This is a genomic window from Neobacillus sp. WH10 (genome assembly GCF_030123405.1).
Taxonomy (GTDB): Bacteria; Bacillota; Bacilli; order Bacillales; family Cytobacillaceae; genus Neobacillus.
On sequence record NZ_CP126110.1, the window covers coordinates 4,810,334 to 4,829,322 of the forward strand.

17 protein-coding genes are annotated in these 18,989 nt (G+C 42.0%); 9 read left to right on the plus strand and 8 right to left on the minus strand.

All coding sequences use genetic code 11. From position 1 onward, the window contains the following. Positions 1 to 76: 76 nt before the first annotated feature. Positions 77 to 889, plus strand: coding sequence for an N-acetylmuramoyl-L-alanine amidase (locus tag QNH20_RS23365; RefSeq protein WP_283920322.1), 813 nt, complete (start codon positions 77 to 79; stop codon positions 887 to 889). A gap of 47 nt (positions 890 to 936) precedes the next feature. Here QNH20_RS23365 and QNH20_RS23370 read toward each other — a convergent pair whose 3' ends face one another. Beyond that, on the minus strand, positions 937 to 1,086 hold the full coding sequence (locus tag QNH20_RS23370) for a hypothetical protein (protein ID WP_283920323.1): 150 nt from the start codon (positions 1,084 to 1,086) through the stop codon (positions 937 to 939). Between the two features lie 133 nt (positions 1,087 to 1,219). Here QNH20_RS23370 and QNH20_RS23375 point away from each other — a divergent pair, with 133 nt between their 5' ends. Beyond that, positions 1,220 to 2,521 carry an NCS2 family permease gene (locus QNH20_RS23375; RefSeq protein ID WP_283920324.1) on the plus strand — a complete coding sequence of 434 codons (1,302 nt, stop codon included), beginning with the start codon at positions 1,220 to 1,222 and terminating at the stop codon, positions 2,519 to 2,521. 251 nt (positions 2,522 to 2,772) lie between these two features. Here QNH20_RS23375 and QNH20_RS23380 read toward each other — a convergent pair whose 3' ends face one another. The 5 genes from QNH20_RS23380 to QNH20_RS23400 all read right to left on the minus strand — a co-directional run bounded on the left by QNH20_RS23380 (position 2,773) and on the right by QNH20_RS23400 (position 8,026). After that, positions 2,773 to 3,780: a MupG family TIM beta-alpha barrel fold protein gene (locus QNH20_RS23380; RefSeq protein WP_283920325.1), complete on the minus strand. Its 1,008-nt coding sequence runs from the start codon at positions 3,778 to 3,780 to the stop codon at positions 2,773 to 2,775. Next, positions 3,777 to 5,138, minus strand: a complete 1,362-nt coding sequence (locus QNH20_RS23385) for a PTS transporter subunit EIIC (protein WP_283920326.1) — start codon at positions 5,136 to 5,138, stop codon at positions 3,777 to 3,779. Before QNH20_RS23385 ends, QNH20_RS23380 begins: the two co-directional genes overlap by 4 nt. Before the next feature lie 81 nt (positions 5,139 to 5,219). Further along, complete coding sequence (locus QNH20_RS23390) at positions 5,220 to 6,074, minus strand: MurR/RpiR family transcriptional regulator (RefSeq protein ID WP_283920327.1); 855 nt, start codon at positions 6,072 to 6,074, stop codon at positions 5,220 to 5,222. Positions 6,075 to 6,099: 25 nt separating this feature from the next. Further along, the gene (gene murQ / locus QNH20_RS23395) at positions 6,100 to 7,008 is read right to left on the minus strand and encodes an N-acetylmuramic acid 6-phosphate etherase (protein WP_283920328.1); all 909 of its coding nucleotides are present in this window, start codon (positions 7,006 to 7,008) and stop codon (positions 6,100 to 6,102) included. Positions 7,009 to 7,162: 154 nt separating this feature from the next. Beyond that, positions 7,163 to 8,026, minus strand: a complete 864-nt coding sequence (locus QNH20_RS23400; protein WP_283920329.1) for a Cof-type HAD-IIB family hydrolase — start codon at positions 8,024 to 8,026, stop codon at positions 7,163 to 7,165. Between the two features lie 133 nt (positions 8,027 to 8,159). Here QNH20_RS23400 and glcD point away from each other — a divergent pair, with 133 nt between their 5' ends. The 6 genes from glcD to gpmA all read left to right on the plus strand — a co-directional run bounded on the left by glcD (position 8,160) and on the right by gpmA (position 14,850). Next, positions 8,160 to 9,572 (plus strand): glycolate oxidase subunit GlcD, encoded by a 1,413-nt coding sequence (gene glcD / locus QNH20_RS23405; RefSeq protein ID WP_283920330.1) that lies wholly within the window; start codon positions 8,160 to 8,162, stop codon positions 9,570 to 9,572. Beyond that, positions 9,569 to 10,906 carry a (Fe-S)-binding protein gene (locus QNH20_RS23410; RefSeq protein ID WP_283920331.1) on the plus strand — a complete coding sequence of 446 codons (1,338 nt, stop codon included), beginning with the start codon at positions 9,569 to 9,571 and terminating at the stop codon, positions 10,904 to 10,906. The genes glcD and QNH20_RS23410 overlap by 4 nt, the downstream gene beginning before the upstream one ends. A gap of 607 nt (positions 10,907 to 11,513) precedes the next feature. Then, positions 11,514 to 12,020, plus strand: a complete 507-nt coding sequence (locus tag QNH20_RS23415; RefSeq protein ID WP_283920332.1) for an Lrp/AsnC family transcriptional regulator — start codon at positions 11,514 to 11,516, stop codon at positions 12,018 to 12,020. Further along, positions 12,017 to 13,228 (plus strand): aminotransferase, encoded by a 1,212-nt coding sequence (locus QNH20_RS23420; protein ID WP_283920333.1) that lies wholly within the window; start codon positions 12,017 to 12,019, stop codon positions 13,226 to 13,228. The genes QNH20_RS23415 and QNH20_RS23420 overlap by 4 nt, the downstream gene beginning before the upstream one ends. A gap of 144 nt (positions 13,229 to 13,372) precedes the next feature. Further along, positions 13,373 to 13,867: a protease inhibitor I9 family protein gene (locus QNH20_RS23425; protein WP_283920334.1), complete on the plus strand. Its 495-nt coding sequence runs from the start codon at positions 13,373 to 13,375 to the stop codon at positions 13,865 to 13,867. Positions 13,868 to 14,082: 215 nt separating this feature from the next. Beyond that, a complete protein-coding gene (gpmA, locus tag QNH20_RS23430) occupies positions 14,083 to 14,850 on the plus strand; it encodes a 2,3-diphosphoglycerate-dependent phosphoglycerate mutase (RefSeq protein WP_283920335.1) in 768 nt (255 codons plus the stop codon). Positions 14,851 to 14,922: 72 nt separating this feature from the next. Here gpmA and rfbB read toward each other — a convergent pair whose 3' ends face one another. Further along, positions 14,923 to 15,900 carry a dTDP-glucose 4,6-dehydratase gene (gene rfbB, locus QNH20_RS23435; RefSeq protein ID WP_283920336.1) on the minus strand — a complete coding sequence of 326 codons (978 nt, stop codon included), beginning with the start codon at positions 15,898 to 15,900 and terminating at the stop codon, positions 14,923 to 14,925. Between the two features lie 226 nt (positions 15,901 to 16,126). Continuing rightward, the gene (galE, locus tag QNH20_RS23440) at positions 16,127 to 17,140 is read right to left on the minus strand and encodes a UDP-glucose 4-epimerase GalE (RefSeq protein WP_283920337.1); all 1,014 of its coding nucleotides are present in this window, start codon (positions 17,138 to 17,140) and stop codon (positions 16,127 to 16,129) included. A gap of 418 nt (positions 17,141 to 17,558) precedes the next feature. Between galE and QNH20_RS23445 the strand changes: the two genes are divergently transcribed. After that, positions 17,559 to 18,485, plus strand: coding sequence for a DMT family transporter (locus QNH20_RS23445; protein ID WP_283920338.1), 927 nt, complete (start codon positions 17,559 to 17,561; stop codon positions 18,483 to 18,485). Positions 18,486 to 18,989 lie beyond the last annotated feature (504 nt).

Here is an 18,989-nt window from a genome sequence, read left to right on the forward strand (position 1 = left end):
ACAGACACCCGTACAGAATACTAGTAATCCCATATCATATAAATGTACAAGCATTCTATTGAAAAGGAGGATTTTTATGAAGCTTTATTTAGACCCCGGACACGGTGGCTCAGACCCCGGTGCCCAGGGCAATGGATTAAATGAAAAGGATCTTACGCTAGATATTGCGCTTAAAATACGCTTCATCTTAACCAATAGTTATGAAAATATTGAAGTTATGATGAGCCGTACCACTGATGTCAGTAAAAGCCTAAGCCAGCGAACAAACGAAGCAAATAACTGGGGCGCTGATTATTATTTGGCTATTCATATCAATGCCGCTGACGGTTCTGCCCAAGGATATGAAGACTATATATATAGTAAACTTTCGGACTCATCCACGACAGCAATATACCAGGGGATTATCCATGGAGAAGTAATAAAGATGAATCAGTTGAAAGACCGCGGCCGGAAAAAGGCTAATTTTCACGTTTTACGCGAATCAGCCATGCCAGCATTTCTATCAGAAAATGGCTTTATCGACAACACCCATGATGCCGCCTTATTAAAACAAGCATCTTGGCGTCAAAACGTGGCCCAAGGTCATGCAAACGGTATTGCCATCGCCTTTAATCTAAAAAGCAAACCGCCGGTACCAACAGATCCAGGTACAGGAACACTTTACAAAGTAATTGCAGGATCATTCCAATCAAGAGAAAATGCTGATGAGCGTGTTGCTTATTTGCAGTCAAAAAGAATCGATGCATTTGTAAATCCTACAACAATTTCAGGTAAAACCTGGTACCGCGTACAAGCTGGAGCATATTCAAACCGTGCTAATGCCGAAAAACGTTTAGAAGAGGTAAAAAAGGCTGGCATTGCAGATCCTTTTCTTGTTGCCGAACATTGATGCTCTGCTAGCAATTCTGTAGTAGGTTCACCCCATTTATCTCCCCTTTAGAAGGACAAACTTGCTGCCTTCCTGTTAAATTTGTCCTTCATCCCCTCTATTAACCATGATGTATCTCCTTTGCTTTCATTTTCCTTTTTATCAAAAAATAAGTCACTCCATGTCCAAATAGAAATACAAGTTTCCAAAATGGCCAATCACAAGTCTAGCCCCCTATGGGTAGACATCCAAAATATTGGACAAAATAAAAATTACCTATTGATAATTCAGCTAAAAACGAATAATATAATTAAGTCATAAGAAAATGTTCGTATTTACGGAGGAATCACCATGTTTAAACTGAAAGAGAATCAAACGAATATAAAAACGGAATTATTGGCAGGAATAACGACCTTTTTTACCATGGTTTATATCGTCGTGGTAAACCCAGTCATTCTCGCTGATGCCGGTGTTCCATTCGAACAAGTCTTTTCAGCAACCATCATCGCCGCTTTGGTCGGTACACTTTGGATGGCGCTTTGCGCAAATTACCCGATAGCCATCGCGCCGGGTATGGGACTGAACGCCTACTTTGCCTATTCTGTCGTTGGCGGCCACCAAGGTATTAGCTACCAAACTGCATTTGCTGCCGTCTTCATCGCAGGTATTATTTTTGTCATCTTATCTTTAACCCCTTTTAGGGAAAAATTAATTGAAGCCATCCCAGAAAACCTTAAGCACGGAATTACCGCAGGAATCGGATTATTTATCGCTTTTATCGGACTGCGTCAAACAAAAATTATCACTGCACATCCGACCAATCTTGTCGGTTTGGGTGACCTTCATTCCCCATCAGCGATTTTAGCGATTGTCGGGCTTGCTGTCACACTGATTTTAATGGTACTTAGGGTCAACGGTGCATTATTTTTCGGAATGATCATTACAGGGATAATCGCTTATTTTACCGGCCAGTTGTCTTTTGACAAAGGGATTATGTCACTTCCTTCTCTTCCTGAGGGGCTGATTGTTGCGAATCCAATTACAGCACTGACTGACGTGGTTCAGCACAGCCTTTATGCCGTTGTGTTTTCCTTTATTCTTGTAACCATTTTTGACACGACTGGTACCATGATTGGGGTAGCAAACCAGGCAGGATTAATGAAAGGAGACAAATTGCCCCGTGCCCGTAAGGCATTACTCTCTGATTCACTTGCAACAGCGGTCGGCGCCATGTTTGGGACAAGCCCAACAACGGCCTTTATTGAATCAACTTCAGGCGTCGCTGCCGGCGGCCGGACTGGCTTAACCTCCTTAACGGTGGCAGTTTTGTTTATCGTATCAGCTTTCTTCGGGCCGCTCGTTAGCGCTGTTTCCGGAATTGCCGCGATTACAGCACCTGCTTTGATCATTGTCGGCAGCCTGATGATGGGTAGTATCGCCAAAATCCATTGGGACGAGCTTGATGAAGCCTTCCCAGCATTCTTAACCGTACTAAGTATGCCGCTTACCTCGAGTATTTCAACGGGAATCGCACTGGGATTTATCAGCTTCCCGCTATTAAAAATCACAAAAGGCAAATGGCGTGAGGTTCATCCACTCCTATATGTGTTCGCGGTATTATTCTTTATTCAACTAGCATTTTTTCAGCATTAATAAAAGATCCGTCTCTCGGTTTTTAAGTGAAATGTCCTTTACAAAAGGGTACACTTTTAAAGAGAGATGGATTTTTTTCTTTGTAAACAAATAACTCAACAGGTTGTCGAAATTGGGCATCTTCACTTGGTTAGAGCTTTTCTTGGAATCAGTTCAAATAACCTAGTACACATGAAGCATGGTTCTACAGGATCGGATCCTTCCATTACAACAAAAAAACCGCCCCATCTACTAGATAAGGCAGTTTTGTTTTAGACCCATATTAATTTTACTATTTGACCTGGCTGGAGCAAGGTAAGAAGCGGTAAATCGTCTTCCACAACTTTTCCGATCACATTGACTCGCTCATCAGCAGGCAGGTCTTGCAACGTGATCTGGACCTCCCCGCGATACCGTCCATAACGGTCATTATCCCTCGTAATCGTGCCCACTGGACGCTGTCCCGTGTTCTCGGGAACTACTGCATCAGCACTTCTCGTATCCATTAATCGGAAAACGTCACGGGAAAAATCGGGACGGAGACGGAACTCTCCTTCTTGAAACCCTTCGATTCGAATCGAAACCCGAAGATGACGGTCAAATTCAATTAGTTTTTCTAAGAGGCTAACACTTACTTCCGGATCGCCGATATACACATCCTCGACACCCGCTCGAAACAATTCAAGCGCCGCCATAAATGGATCAATCGTCCGATGGCTCTCCAGCGTTGGCAGCCCTTCAAACAACGGTCCGCGTTTCTCACCGTCTCCTGGAATATAAGCACTAACCGGAATTCCATATCGTTTAAAAAGTTCATTTTGTGAGCGAAAAAACGATTCAGCTAATCCAGTTTCACTCCGAGGATAGAAATTATGCCAGGCCAGCAGCTGGCCAGCTGTTAATCCTCCCTCAATCAGGGCACGTAAATCATCCTCAAATAAAATGCTGGCATTCAGTGCAAGCTTGAAATCCTTAGCCAAGTTCAAAATCGTCTCATGCGAAAAAAAGTCATCCAACCGCAAACCGATAACCCCTAAAGACTTTAATGCTTGTAAGTTATCCAATCCCAGATGTGCAGGTGTTCGTGCCGAAACATCCGCATAAACCTCTACTCCAACTTCCTTTGCCATTTGGAGCAGTTTTTTCGCGCGGCTGGCTAAATCCCCGGACTCCTCAGGAATGTGAAGCGAGGTAAACGCCCGCTTCACACCCATTTTCCCTGCAAGAGCAATCCGAGACTCTGCTAGCTGATCATTTAAGTAGAAGGAAATACCAATCAATCAAACTCACCGGCCATCTCATCTTTGAAACCAAATAGATAAGTAAATGCGAACCCAGCCGCGTAGGCAATTAATACGCCTGCTAAATAAAGAAGAACCTGACCATTTACCACAAGGAAGGAGAGTGGCAAACCAGATACACCTATAGCATTGGTTGCGACATGGAAAGCTGCCTGAAAGGCTCCGCCTACACCAGCTCCTAAACAAGCCGTTAAGAATGGACGTCCTAATGGTAACGTTACACCGAAAATAAGCGGTTCACCAATTCCAAGAATTCCTGCAGGCAGTCCTCCGCCAATCGCTCTTTTTAAGCGAGTTTTCTTTGTTTTAAAATAAATGGCAAACGCAGCACCAACCTGGCCTGCACCGCCCATTGCTAAGATGGGAAGAAGCGGGTCGATACCAGTTGAATTAATTAACTCAAGGTGTATTGGTGTTAAACCCTGATGTAAACCCGTAACAACGAGCGGCAGGAAGGTTGCCCCAAGGACGAATCCTGCTACAACACCGCCAACATCAAGTAAAGAGGTTAATCCTTTAGTGATAATATCTGAAACAAAACCACCAAGCGGCATAAATACAAGATAAGTAACAATACCAGTAACCAATAAAGCAACCGTTGGTGTTATAAATAGATCAAGAGATTGTGGCACATAACGACGAACTCGTTTTTCAACAAGGGCAATAAAGATGGCCGCAAATAGAACGCCAATTAAACCCCCACGTCCAGGAAGCAATTCCGACCCGAACAACTTAATTCCAGCAACAGCAGGGTTAATAATTAAAATACCGGCAAGTGCTCCAAGTGCTGGTGACCCGCCAAATTCTTTCGCTGCATTAATACCAACTAAAATCCCAAGGTAACCAAATAGTCCACTGCCGATAACAGATAAAATCGTAGCAAGTTGTGAATCCCCAGCCAGCCAGCCTGCCTGGATGATCGCCTTTGTTACCCCAGTAATCAACCCTGATGCTACAAGTGCTGGAATTAATGGGATAAAAATACTAGAGATTTTTCGTAAAAACAGCTTAAATGGAGTGGCATTCTTTTGGTTAATTTCTGCCTTTTTAGTTGCAGCCCTATCTTTTAAGTTAATCCCGCCAGCAGCATCTATTAATTTACCAAACTCTTCTGTCACTCTATTTACTTTTCCAGGTCCCAAAATAATTTGTAATGTCTCTTCTTCAACAACCCCAAGTACCCCGTCAATTTTCTTAATAGCGGCCTTATTGACTTTCGACTCATCGTTTGGTGTTACACGAAGTCTTGTCATACAATGTGTGTAATTGCCAACATTTGCTGGCCCGCCTAATTGTTCAAGAATCTTTTCCGCTAAAATTTTATTCTCTCCAGACATGTTATTTCCCCTTCTCTCTGTTGTTAATTTTTTTTGAAAAAATAAGAAACGGAATGGTGTCCGCATCACCCCCTGTAATGTTTATTTCCCCTCTTTGATAAACCGAATGGCTTCCCTTGTTTGATCAATCGAGTTAATCGTTTTCTCATACTGAACGGTTGCCATCGACAAAAACAAAATATCAATTATATATAGCTGCGCAAGGCGTGATGACGTTGCTGCGCTTCGAAACGGTGCCTCCCCAGAATACGAGGTAAACAGTTTAATATCAGCGAGCGATGAGACGGATGATTGTCCGTATTTTGTTAAACTAATCGTTTTCACGCCGCGCTCTTTTGCTAGAGACATAACCTTACTAACCTCTGCTGTTTCTCCGGAGTGAGAGATTCCGAACACCACATCATCCTTATTAGCATTAGCAATCAAGGTAGCTACAAGGTGGGTATCTGTAAAAGCGGTTGCATTTTTATGAATCCGAAGGAATTTTTGCTGTGCATCCTTCGCGATAATATTAGAAGCGCCAATTCCAAAAAAATGAACATTTTGAGCAGGCAACAAGGTTTGAACAGCATGTTCCAATTCATCATAATTGATGATCTCTTCCGAATCACGAATGCTTTGGATACTATTACTCGTTGTCTTCTGAACGATGGAGAAAAAGGATTCACCTGGTTCAATGTCACGGTACCCTTGCTCGACAGGCTTTACTAAATCCCCGGCAATTCTTACTTTTAAATCTTGAAACCCGTTTAATCCTAAGGACTTACAGAGCCGAATAACGGCTGCCCCACTAGTATTCGCTTGAATTCCGATGTCATTGACAGTATTGTTTAAAATACTATGAGGATTTTCAAGAATAAATTCTGCAATTTTTCGTTCAGAAGCTGGAAGCTGTTCAAGCATATTCTGAATCATTTTTAAACCACCTGCTGCCACACCTAAAACCACCTTTTCATCTACTTCATTTTTTAACTATTTGAATGGCTCTTTTTACATAACCATTTGCCTTTGCTAATAATTGTTCTGCTTCCTGTTTTGTTGTATTCGTCTTAATCATGACAATGGCTGTTTTCACTTGTAAATCCGCCTGCTCTAATGTCTCTAATGCCATGTCATAAGAAACACCGGTAATTTTGCGAATGATGCCAATCGCCCGTTCCTTTAATTTCTGATTGCTCACATGAACATCAACCATCAAATTTTCATAGGCTTTCCCTAACAGAATCATCGAAGAGGTGGAAATCATATTCAAAATCATTTTATGCGCAGTTCCTGATTTCAACCGAGTTGAACCTGTAAGGACCTCTGGACCGACAATTACCTCGATGCTCTGATCGGCTTCCTGGCTAATCGCCGCATTTTTATTGCAGGAAAGGGCAACGGTTTTCGCGCCGATGCTTCGTGCATATCGAAGGGCTCCAATCACATATGGTGTCCGGCCGCTGGCAGCAATACCAATAACGGTATCATTTTTCGTCAGCCCCAATGCTTTCAAGTTGCTGACACCAAGCTCCGGATCGTCCTCCGCTCCTTCCACTGCTTTTAAGAAGGCTCCTTCTCCTCCTGCGATAATTCCTTGTACCATTTCAGGATCAGTGCTGAATGTCGGCGGACATTCAACTGCATCAAGCACCCCTAATCGGCCGCTTGTGCCTGCACCTAAATAGATTAAGCGCCCACCGTTTTGAAAGGATTCAAATACAAATTGAACTGCTGCCTCGACATCAGGTAAAACTTCCTTTACCGCTAATGCCACCAATTGATCCTGCTCATTCATGATGCGTAATATATCCATTGGGTTTGCTGTATCTATCTGCATAGAATGTTCGTTTCTCGATTCTGTCGTTAATAATTCGAGTTTTTCTTCCATCGTATCACTGCCCTCCTGTTGATCTTTACTGCGTTGTAAGCGGTTACTGTATTTTTATTATATGTCCAATGAAATAATAATTCAATATTTTTTTAAAAATAATGAAATGTTATTTCAATAAATTATTTTACTCAATTGAAATAAGCGAGAGGCACTAATCTAGCAAATAACGGCGGATGGCCATTGCAACGCCTGCTTCATTATTATTTCCCGTCACCTGATCTGCTACTAGTTTCACCTTTTCCGGTGCATTCCCCATAGCAATCCCAAGTCCGGCAACGGAGAGCATTAGTGAGTCATTATAATTATCGCCAATGGCAGCCGTTTGCGTGATCGAGATACCCTGCTGCTCCGTTAGCTTTAACAGGCCAGCTGCCTTTGTGACACCGCTTGGGGAAATCTCTAAATTAATGAAATTGAAGCTGCTGCTAATTTCCATATCCTCAACCTGTTCAATAATCTGCTTTGAAAAATCAGTAAGCCGATCCCCGTCATCAAATACCGCTATTTTAGTAATCTTAGGCTGATTTTCTTTCATATATTGATAAAAATGATCTATGACCTTAACCTTGCAGTTTTTTCGAAAACTTTCACAGTCTTTAAGCCTGCCGCCTGATTTTTCAAGGCTAGGAATATTATTCTCTATCCAGTTCTCGTTCCATTTATTTACTGTCGGAACCAGCAGCGTATCTCCTTCATAAAAATGGGCATAAATGCCTTCCGCCTCACATATTTCCCAGAATTGTAAAAGTGATTCGTGCTGAAATACAGCTTGCTCTTTCACCTCTCCTTTCTCATCAAGCATGATCGCACCATTGTAAGCAATGATCGGCTCTCCCTTTAGGCCGATGGTATTGGCAATCCATTTTGTTGAAAGCGGTGAACGCCCGCTGCAAATCACTACCTTCCCTCCTCGTCTGCGGTACTCTTGAATGGCTTCGATCGTTTCAACGTCAATCTCTTTTTGATCGTTTAATAATGTACCATCCAGATCAGTGGCTAATAGTGAATATTTCAATAGTATTGCTCCTTTTGAATTAATATTTTATAATTATTATATATTTATTAAAATAAAATTTCAAAGCAATTCGTTTTCATAGAGCAGGATTAATCCGTAAGCAAATAACACGGGTAGGAATGGGGGAAACTACATGCTTTCGAATGAAGTAAAAGAAAAACTGATATCTATTGTAACCAAGGAAAATTTCGCTGATTCCAAAACAGAACGTTTAGTCTACTCATATGATGCAACACCAAACTTCCAGTCTATGCCGGATGCCGTAGTCAGCCCGCGCAATACAGCAGAAGTTTCGGAAATCCTGAAGATTTGTAATAAATATAAAGTTCCGATTGTACCGCGCGGCTCGGGTACCAACCTGTGTGCTGGAACATGTCCTACCGAGGGAGGGGTTGTTCTTCTTTTTAAACATATGAACAACATCATAGAAATTGACGAAGAAAACCTAACGATTACCGTACAGCCTGGTGCCGTCACACTTGATATGATTCAGGCCATTGAAGAAAAGGGTCTATTTTATCCTCCTGACCCAAGTTCAATGAAAATCTCGACCATTGGCGGCAACATCAATGAGAACTCCGGCGGATTACGCGGCCTCAAATATGGTGTAACGAGAGATTATGTCATTGGTTTAGAGGCGGTATTACCGAATGGCGATATCATCCAAACTGGCGGCAAGCTGGCAAAGGATGTCGCAGGTTATGACTTAACGCGACTTTTTGTCGGCTCAGAAGGAACGCTTGGTGTCATTACGGAAGCAACATTAAAACTCATTCCGATGCCGGAAACACGGAAGACCATGCTTGCTCTTTATCAAGATCTTAATGCTGCTGCCAAATCTGTTTCAAAGATTATTGCCAATAAAATCATTCCGACCACACTGGAGTTCCTTGATCAGCCAACATTAAAGGTGGTCGAAGACTTTGCGCAAATCGGCCTGCCTACCAATGTGCAAGCTGTGCTCCTAATTGAGCAGGACGGTCCTCTTGAAGTTGTTGACCGTGATATGAAAAAAATCGCAGAAGTGTGTAAGCAGGAGAATGCCGTTTCAATTCAGACGGCCGCTACGGAAGAGGAAGCCGATGCCCTAAGAACCGCACGGCGGTCGGCACTTTCAGCCATCGCCCGTTTGAAGCCGACTACCATTCTCGAGGACGCAACAGTTCCAAGGTCCGAAATTTCCAATATGGTTAAGGCCATTAATGACATTAGTGAAAAATATCAGCTGACGATTTGTACCTTTGGCCATGCAGGTGATGGGAATCTCCACCCAACGTGTGCGACCGATGCAAGAAACCATGAAGAAATGGAACGCGTTGAAAACGCATTTGCCGAAATTTTTGAAAAGGCAATTGAACTAGGCGGAACTATTACCGGAGAACACGGGGTCGGAGCCATGAAGGCTCCATATCTTGAATGGAAGCTGAAGGCAGAAGGAATCGCCGCGATGAAGGCAATCAAGCAAGCGTTTGATCCTAATAACATTATGAATCCAGGGAAGGTTTTTGCCAAAGACAGTAAGAAACGTGTGGTGATCACAAGATGACAACGGTTCAAGAACAAGAAAAGATTCAAGAACAATTTAAAGCACGGATGAACGAGGATGAATTGCTAAACTGTATGCGATGCGGCTTTTGCCTGCCAACTTGCCCAACCTATATCGAATCAGGCTATAAAGAATCGCATTCACCTCGGGGAAGAATCGCCTTAATGAAAGCGGTTGTAGACGGGATGATTGAACCGGATGAGGATTTCGAACGATCACTTGAACTTTGCCTAGGGTGCCGGGCCTGTGAACCCGTTTGTCCCTCAGGAGTCAATTATGGCCATTTATTAGAAGATGCAAGGGATATTATTAATCAAAATAAGAAGCATTCTTTACCTGTAAGGGCCGTCAGAAAAACGGTTTTTCAAGGGTTATTCCCGTACCCTGAGCGCATGCGGTGGACGGTCGGCATGCTTGGCTTCTATCAGCGCTCCGGAATCCAAACGATTGCCCGAAAAATCGGCTTTTTAGGCCTTTTGCCGGAAAGCTTAGCGACAATGGAAAAAGTATTACCCAATGTGCCAACAATGAAAGAGATGAAAAATCGACCCAAATACCTGCCGGCAATTGCCGAAAAGGTTCACAGGGTTGCTTTTTTCAGCGGCTGTTTAATGGATACGATGTTCATGAAAACAAACGACTCAACGATGAAGCTGCTTCAGTTAGCCGGCTGTGATGTCGTGATTCCAAAGAATCAAAACTGCTGTGGGGCCTTGCATGGTCACAGCGGTGAAAAGCAAACCGCTAAGGACCTTGCCAAACGAAATATTATGGCCTTTGAAGATTTAGACGTGGATTTTATCATTACGAATGCCGGCGGCTGCGGTGCGTTTCTCATTGATTATGATCATTTATTGAAGGATGACCCTGATTGGCGGGACAGGGCAAAAGCTTTCAAAGAAAGAATAAAGGATATTTCCGAAGTATTAGCGGAGGTTAATTTTCATAAAAAAGTAGAATTAGAGCTTCCTAGACAGGTTATTACCTATCAGGATTCCTGCCACCTAAGGAATGTCATGAAAACAGCTTCAGCGCCAAGGGTTTTGCTTCAAGCAATCCAAGAGGCGGAATACAAAGAAATGAAAGAAGCTGATCGCTGCTGCGGTTCTGCCGGAATCTATAATATTGTCGAGTCCGAGATGTCGATGGTGATGCTCGACTATAAAATGAATCAGGCAAAAGCAACATGTGCAACCACCATTGTGACAGCCAATCCCGGCTGCCTCTTACAAATGCAGCTTGGCATTGAACGCGAGGGCTTATCCTCCAAAATGCGCGCTGTTCATATTGTGGATCTATTGATGGAAGCGGTAAGAAAAGGTAAGCGGGGTTAACAACGATTATTGCCGCTAGTTAGTACTCTTTTTCTGATTACTTGCCTAAGGACGGGGACAATGAAACACCCACAGTTCCCGTTTGGGGCTTTTTTTGTTCTCGGCGGGCACTCTGATCTCTTCACAGTGACCGAGCGGGGCTTTTTGGGGCCTCGAAGGGCACTCTGGGCTCTTCACAGTTACCGAGCGGGCTTTTTGGGGTCTCGACGGGCACTCTGAGCTCTTCACAGTTACCGAGCGGGCTTTTTGGGGTCTCGACGGGCACTCTGAGCTCTTCACAGTGATCAAGTAAGGCTTTTTTCGACCGACAGTGGCACTTGGGATTCTTCTGTTTTTTTCCCGCGACAGGCACTGTCGTACCTCCCCTGTTTTCGTACGAGGCTTTTTTAACCAACTTCACTAACAATTATTTACAAAAAAAAAAAATGTAACATTCCATTCTCGATGTTTAAAGGATTCAAAAATTTCTCTTGATTACGTGACAGATACCTCAAATAGGATTAAAATCATCAATAAAGAAAACTCGCTGACGGACCAACCCCTTAGGGAAGTTCAGGAGGCGCAGATACCAATTTTGCTTGACAGGAAAGTTAAGGAGGCCGCCTAGATGCAGCTTAGCAGTGTGGAAATAGAAATTTTAAAAATCATTGAAGAGAATCATAAACTATCAGTAGAGTCGATCGCATTAATGGCCATGTGCAGCGAAGAAACGGTCAGAAAGACGATTGAAAAATTAGAGTACGAGAAAATAATTATGAGTTACCCTACTTTAATTAATTGGAGCAAAGTGGAAGGGCAGGAAGGCGTCATCGCCATGATTGATGTGAAGGTTACCCCTAAGCGTGGCGTTGGATTCGATGAAGTGGCCGAGAGAATCTCTCGTTTTCCTGAAGTGTCATCCTTATATCTCATGTCAGGTGCTTACGATTTGTCAATCACTGTAGAAGGAAAAACAATGAATCAAATCGCAGCCTTTGTCTCAGACAAACTATCAACCATAGAAAACGTCGTTTCTACCACTACCCATTTCATGCTAAAAAAATACAAACATGATGGTGTAAGTTTTAACAGTGGGAATGATGATAAAGACCGGAGGATGGTGGTTTCACCATGAAACATGACTATGAGCACTATCTTTCACAAACAGCCAAGGAGCTCCAGCCCTCTGGGATTAGAAAATTTTTTGATTTAGCCGCTAGCATGGAGGACGTGATTTCATTAGGAGTCGGTGAACCGGACTTCATCACACCATGGAGCATTCGCGAAGCGACCATTTTATCGTTGGAGCAAGGCTTTACTTCCTACACAGCCAACGCCGGACTACTCGAATTAAGGGAAGAAATCACTACCTACTTAGCAACAAGATTTGGAGTTCATTACAACCCAAATAATCAAATTATTGTGACAATTGGAGCGAGCCAGGCAATTGATCTTGCCTTTCGCGCTATTTTGAATCAAGGCGATGAGGTTCTGATTGTCGAGCCTGCCTTCGTCTCATATGCTCCATTGGTGGCTATTGCCGGGGGGAAACCAGTTGCCGTTTCCACATCACCTGTAAATGGCTTTAAGGTTACAGCTGAACAAATCGAGGCTGCGATTACCGAAAAAACAAAAGCTATTTTGTTGTGCTCCCCAAACAATCCGACCGGTAGTATGTTAACAAAGGATGAACTGACTGAAATTGCCGAGATCATCCAAAAGTACGACTTAATCGTTGTATCCGATGAAATTTATGCGGAACTATCTTATGACGAAGACTTTTGTAGTGTTGCCGCGATTGAAGGTATGTATGAGCGGACGATTTTAATTAACGGTTTTTCCAAAGGTTTTGCAATGACGGGCTGGAGATTAGGCTTCCTGGCAGCACCGAAGGAATTTTTCGAGGTCATGCTAAAAATCCACCAATACACGACGATGTGTGCACCGAATATGCTTCAGCGCGGTGCCGTCGAGGCACTGCGTAATACCTATCCCGAAGTAGAGTCGATGCGAAACAGCTATCGCCGCAGACGGAACTATGTGGTACAAACTCTAAATCAAATGGGCCTAGAATGTCACACTCCCGGAGGCGCATTTTACGTCTTTCCTTCAATCCGTTCTACCGGCCTAAGCTCAGAACAATTTGCCGAGGAACTGTTGATGCAGGAAAAAGTAGCCGTCGTTCCCGGCCATGTTTTTGGTGAAAGTGGCGAAGGCTATATCCGCTGCTCCTACGCCACATCTATGGAACAGCTACAAGAAGCGTTAAAACGAATCCAGCGTTTTATTGAAAAGAAGGGCGTCTATGCCGACAGCCAGTCTGAAAAAGTTAATGCACGCTGAAAAAACATCCCAGGTGAAGGACACTCACCTGGGTTTTTTTCGGATGAAATGTGACAATTTTTTCCAACAACTAAAGGGTTTTAACTTTGCATAAAAGAAATAATATTAAGAGAGAATATCCAAATTTAAGAATGGTGGTGTGGCATGCTTAAACAAGGGAAGCTTTTACTAGTCGCCTGCTTTCTGACAGTAATAGCTGGCGCAGGGGTTAATTTTATCCAATCCACCCAGGAAAAAGAAGAACTAAATAAGGGAGAAGAGGCAATGACCACTAATGTTCACATTGATCCGGAAATTGATTTGAATAGTAACAAAGAGATTACCATTATTATTCATTTTAAAACAAAACCGGCAAGAGCAGCTGTTGAGCTGGCAAAAATGAAAGGTGTGCCCCTTACATTGGAACAAGCCGAGCAGGAAGTAAAAGAAAGCCATCAAAGGTTTCAAGCCGATGTGAAAAAATATTTAGATGGGGAGCATATTACATATTCGATAACCCACTCCTATACTGCCGCTATTAACGGCGTGGCAATGCGGCTGCCTGCCAGTGCGATACAAGCATTGCTACAATCAGCAGAAATTGAAGCTATATATGCTAATAAGGAAATCAAGTTGATTCCTCCAGTGAAGCCTTCTTAATGTTAATGACATACTTTTTTTGATTCCATCACGGCTTTCATTTTCCATCAAAATTCACTTTCGCCTTTTCTAGACATGTAAATCACCGCTTCTCCTTTAGTAGAATTACAAACAAAATTAGCTAATTAAAAGCAGTATCCAAAGAAGTTACTTGTAAAAGAATTTTTCCAGCCGCCACTGCAAATACTGAAAAAAACTAAACTAGGTGATAAAAATTGAAGAAAATCGTTTTTATTCGACATGGACAAAGCCTTTTTAATCAAGAAAATCGATTCACAGGCTGGGTGGATATCGATCTTACCGATGAGGGCTATAACGGGGCGCGTGAAGCGGGGGCAATTTTAAAGAAGAATGGATTTACCTTTGATGCAGCCCATACCTCCGTTCTAAAGCGTGCTATCCGAACGCTCTGGATTCTTCTGCATGAAATGGATTTAGTGTGGATTCCTATCCAGAAATCGTGGAGATTGAATGAGAGACATTATGGCGGTTTACAAGGTATGGACAAGGATGAGGTAATGGCCAAATTCGGAGAAGAACAGGTCAATGAATGGCGGCGGTCAGCCAGCGTCAAACCACCTGTCATTTCCGTAAAGAATCATCTAGCCGATCAAGCCGACCCCAAATATGCCGGAATTGGGGCAGAAAATGTTCCCTTAACTGAAAGCCTACTTGATACCGAAAAACGGGCATTAGTTTATTGGCACGAACAGATTGTTCCCAATCTAAAACAAAATAAACGAATTATCATCTCGGCACATGGAAATACCTTACGAGCACTTGTGAAATATCTCGATCATATTCCCGATGATGACGTGGCAAGCCTAAATATCCCAAACAGCACGCCGCTCGTCTATGAATTAGACGATGACCTAGAACCAATCAGACACTACTATCTTACCCACGACGGAAAAGCTTGTGAAGATACAATACCGCGGCATATCGATTTGAGCGATCCTAAAAATTGCGATTGGCTCGGGTAAAAACCCCATGCCTGGGTTGCAAGCAGGCATGGGGTTCGACTTCTATTACATTCATTTCAATCACACCAAAAATCACAGCTTAACCCTTTTACCACTTTTCCACCACATCACATTCTCCCGATACCATTCAATTGTTTCATTTATTCCCATCTCAAATGAATACTCCTGCTGCCAGCCCAATTCCGTCATAATTTTGATTGGATCACTGGCATAACGGTAATCGTGCCCCATGCGATCAGGGACGTATTCAATTAACTTTTTGGACACACCCAGCTTCTCGATAATCAGATGGACGATTTCATTATTGGTCCATTCATTATCGCCGCCAATATTATAAATTTCACCAGCACGGCCGTAGTGGATGACAAGATCAACACCCTTGCAATGATCATGGACATGCAGCCAGTCCCTTCCATTACCCCCATTTCCATAAATCGGCAGCCGATTACCTTCCAACGCATTCGTGATCATTAATGGAATCAACTTCTCCGGATATTGGTAGGGTCCGTAATTATTGGAGCATCTAGAAATATTGACATGCAATCCATACGTTTTAAAATAGGAAAGCACAAGCAAATCCGCACCGGCTTTACTAGAAGCATATGGACTATTCGGCGAAATAGGCGATTCCTCTGAAAAATATCCTGTCTCCCCCAGAGAACCATACACTTCATCCGTCGAGATCTGAATAAATTTACGAATACCTAATTCCTTCGCAACATCCAATAACGTTTGCGTCCCTACAACATTAGTTTGCACAAACAACTCCGGATGCAAAATACTCCGATCCACATGCGATTCAGCAGCAAAATTCACTATCACTTCAATATGATGCGTCAATACCACATGACGTACCAACTCACGATTCGTAATATTCCCTTTAACGAACGCGTAATTTTTCCGATCCTGGATATCCTCTAGATTCTCTAGATTTCCTGCATACGTTAATAAATCATAGTTTACAATGTGATAATGAGGATATTTATTCAGCATATATCGAATAAAGTTACTACCAACAAACCCAGCTCCGCCAGCAACCAAAATATTCATAGTAAACCCCTTTCACAAAGGTAAATATACTATTATAATATCATGAAAATTCAAACAACTCTTCTCTTTTTAAAAGAAACTTCGAAAGGTGACTAAACAATGCTAGTCCTGCTAACCTAGAATAATCGCTTTTTGCTAAACTCTTTTAACATAAATAAAGAACCAAGGCTATAGCCAAGGTTCCCATTTCTATCCTAATTGTTTCTGCTTACTAGCTGTGTGCGGATTAATCACCATAGCCATTCGGATTGTTTTTCTGCCATTTCCATGAATCCCTGCCCATATCTTCAATTCCCCTTGAAGCAGCCCAGCCAAGCTCCGCTTTCGCTTTTACAGGATCCGCATAGCAGATTGCCACATCACCTGGTCTTCTATCGACAATCTTATAAGGGATCTTCACTCCTGATGCCTTTTCAAAAGCCGAAACAATTTCTAATACACTATAACCAGTTCCTGTTCCTAGATTATAGGCGTCTACACCATTAGCTGACATGACTTTCTCAAGTGCTTTTAAATGGCCTAGAGCAAGATCAACGACATGAATATAATCCCTAACACCTGAACCATCAACCGTTGGATAATCACTGCCAAACACTTGTAATTCTTTCAATTTACCCACAGCAACCTGTGTAATAAATGGCATTAAGTTATTGGGAATTCCATTTGGATCCTCGCCAATCCGACCGCTCTCATGGGCACCGATTGGGTTAAAATAACGCAGTAAGGCGATGCACCAGCTATTATCCGCAACATATAAATCCTGCAAAATTTCCTCTATCATCAGCTTCGTCCGGCCATACGGATTGGTTGCACTAAGAGGGAAATCCTCTGAAATCGGCACTCGTTCAGGCATGCCATACACGGTTGCAGATGAACTAAAGACAAGATTTTTTACACCGTATTTTTTCATCACTTCACAAAGAATGAGCGTGCCAGTAATATTATTATGATAATACCGAAGTGGAATCGATACCGATTCTCCCACTGCTTTTAATCCGGCAAAATGAATCACAGCCTCAATTTGATTTTCAGAAAACACATTTTCAAGGTCATTCCGGTCGAGCAAATCTACCTCGTAAAACATAAAATCTTTTCCTGTAATCTCCTTTACCCTTTTCAGTGATTCAGGTTTACTGTTAGAAAAATTATCTAGAATGATTATTTCATAGCCTGCATTTAACAATTCAATACTTGTATGACTTCCGATATACCCGGCCCCGCCTGTGACTAATATAGACATTATTTTTTCCCCCTTAATTTTAATAATTTTCCTTTATACTTTTGAATAAACACTTACCTTTTATCATTTATTATACACCACTACCAATTTTTGTTAAAATAACGAAAATTCAAAAATCATTTCCTCTATACGAACAATCTAATACGTCTATATCGATGAATCTCATCAGCATTAATATAATTCTCTCTTTCCCCATTATTAAAAAAATTCTTGTTATTTTTCAATATTTAAACATTTTAGACATACAAAGTAGAAATCAAATCATAGCCCGTTTTTAGTTTATGCTGGATACGGGACTACCCCTTGTTGAGACACTAAAAATATACTAGTATACTAAATAGATAATCAATATAACTTTGATGGCGAAAGTCTAATTTTTTTAAGGACCTGTTACCAAGCATCATGATAGGGGGAAAAAATGAAACAGGAAGGTTCAAAATCCATCGTACTGCCGCTAACCATTTCGATTATTGCCATTTCATTTTCAGCTATTTTTGTAAAATGGTCAGATGCACCGGCGTCCATTTTGAGTATGTATCGGATGTGGTTTGCGAGCATTTTAATGGTACCTATAGTATGGAAAAATCGTCATGAATTCAAAAAAATAATCAAAAAAGATTGGTTCTTTTTATTTTTTTCCGGCTTCTTTTTAGCGTTACACTTTGTCCTTTGGTTCGGGTCATTAAAGTTAACCACGGTTGCAAGTTCAACCATCATTCTTGCCTTGCAGCCGATTGTCTCATTGATTGGCGGCTTTTTATTTTTTAAGGAACGAACGACTGTATCCACATTGATGACAATGGGAATTGCAATTGTGGGGGCGATGATGATTGGCTGGGGAGATTTCGGTTTAAGCCAGGATGCCATAATGGGCGATATTCTTTCGTTTTTTAGCGTCATCTCCGTGGTTGGCTACTTATTAATCGGTCAAACCATCGTGAAAAAAGTATCACACTGGCTTTATAGCTTTTGTGTCTTTTTCTTCGCATCTATTGTTCTGACAATCTATAACGTATCAACAGGGGTTGCACTTGGCGGATATCCTGCCAAAGAATGGGGCATCTTCCTTTTACTTGCCACCATTCCGACTGTCAGCCACGTGATCAATAATTGGCTATTAAACTATGTCAATGCAACTACGATCTCGATGAGTATTCTAGGCGAACCCGTTGGATCGACGATATTAGCATATCTTTTACTACATGAGCATCTCGTCAGTTGGCAAATTGCCGGCGGCCTGCTCGTCCTTCTCGGCGTCTTTTTCTTTTTGAGCCAGCAGCGAAAACCGATTCCGGAAATGATACAGGAAGGAACCTATGCTAGAAATAGGAAGACCCTTGGATGATAAATCTAAGGGTCTTCTTCATCATTTGGCGAATGGAGTTCTGCTTGCCTAACATTCATACTTTATTGCTTAATTTCCTTCATTAATCTTGTACGGGCACCTATAGACCTTATTAAATTCCTTTTTCTCTCTTTTTACCCTATTAAATAAACAGCTCGGTGCCTGACACCATATACGATATTTTTCCTTTGCTTATAGGAAAATCTACTTATTTTTTGAAATTTTCCAAAAAATTCTATAAATAAATAATACAATAGAAAAAGGTAATGAAAATAATGGAATTTAATTTAAGCAGGTCTCTCATTCAGGGTAGACGGATAAATGATCTTGCCTCAGACATGTATTGGGGCCAGCGCCCTCATCAATATTAAATTTGGCGGCGCCTGCTGAAAGGTCTTTAATAGGCCTTCTTGAAGACAAATCTTACTACTATATCTCCAAGTCTGTCTTTAATAGGCCTTCTTAAGACTAACCTCAAACCTCTCTGGCAAATCTCCAAAATTG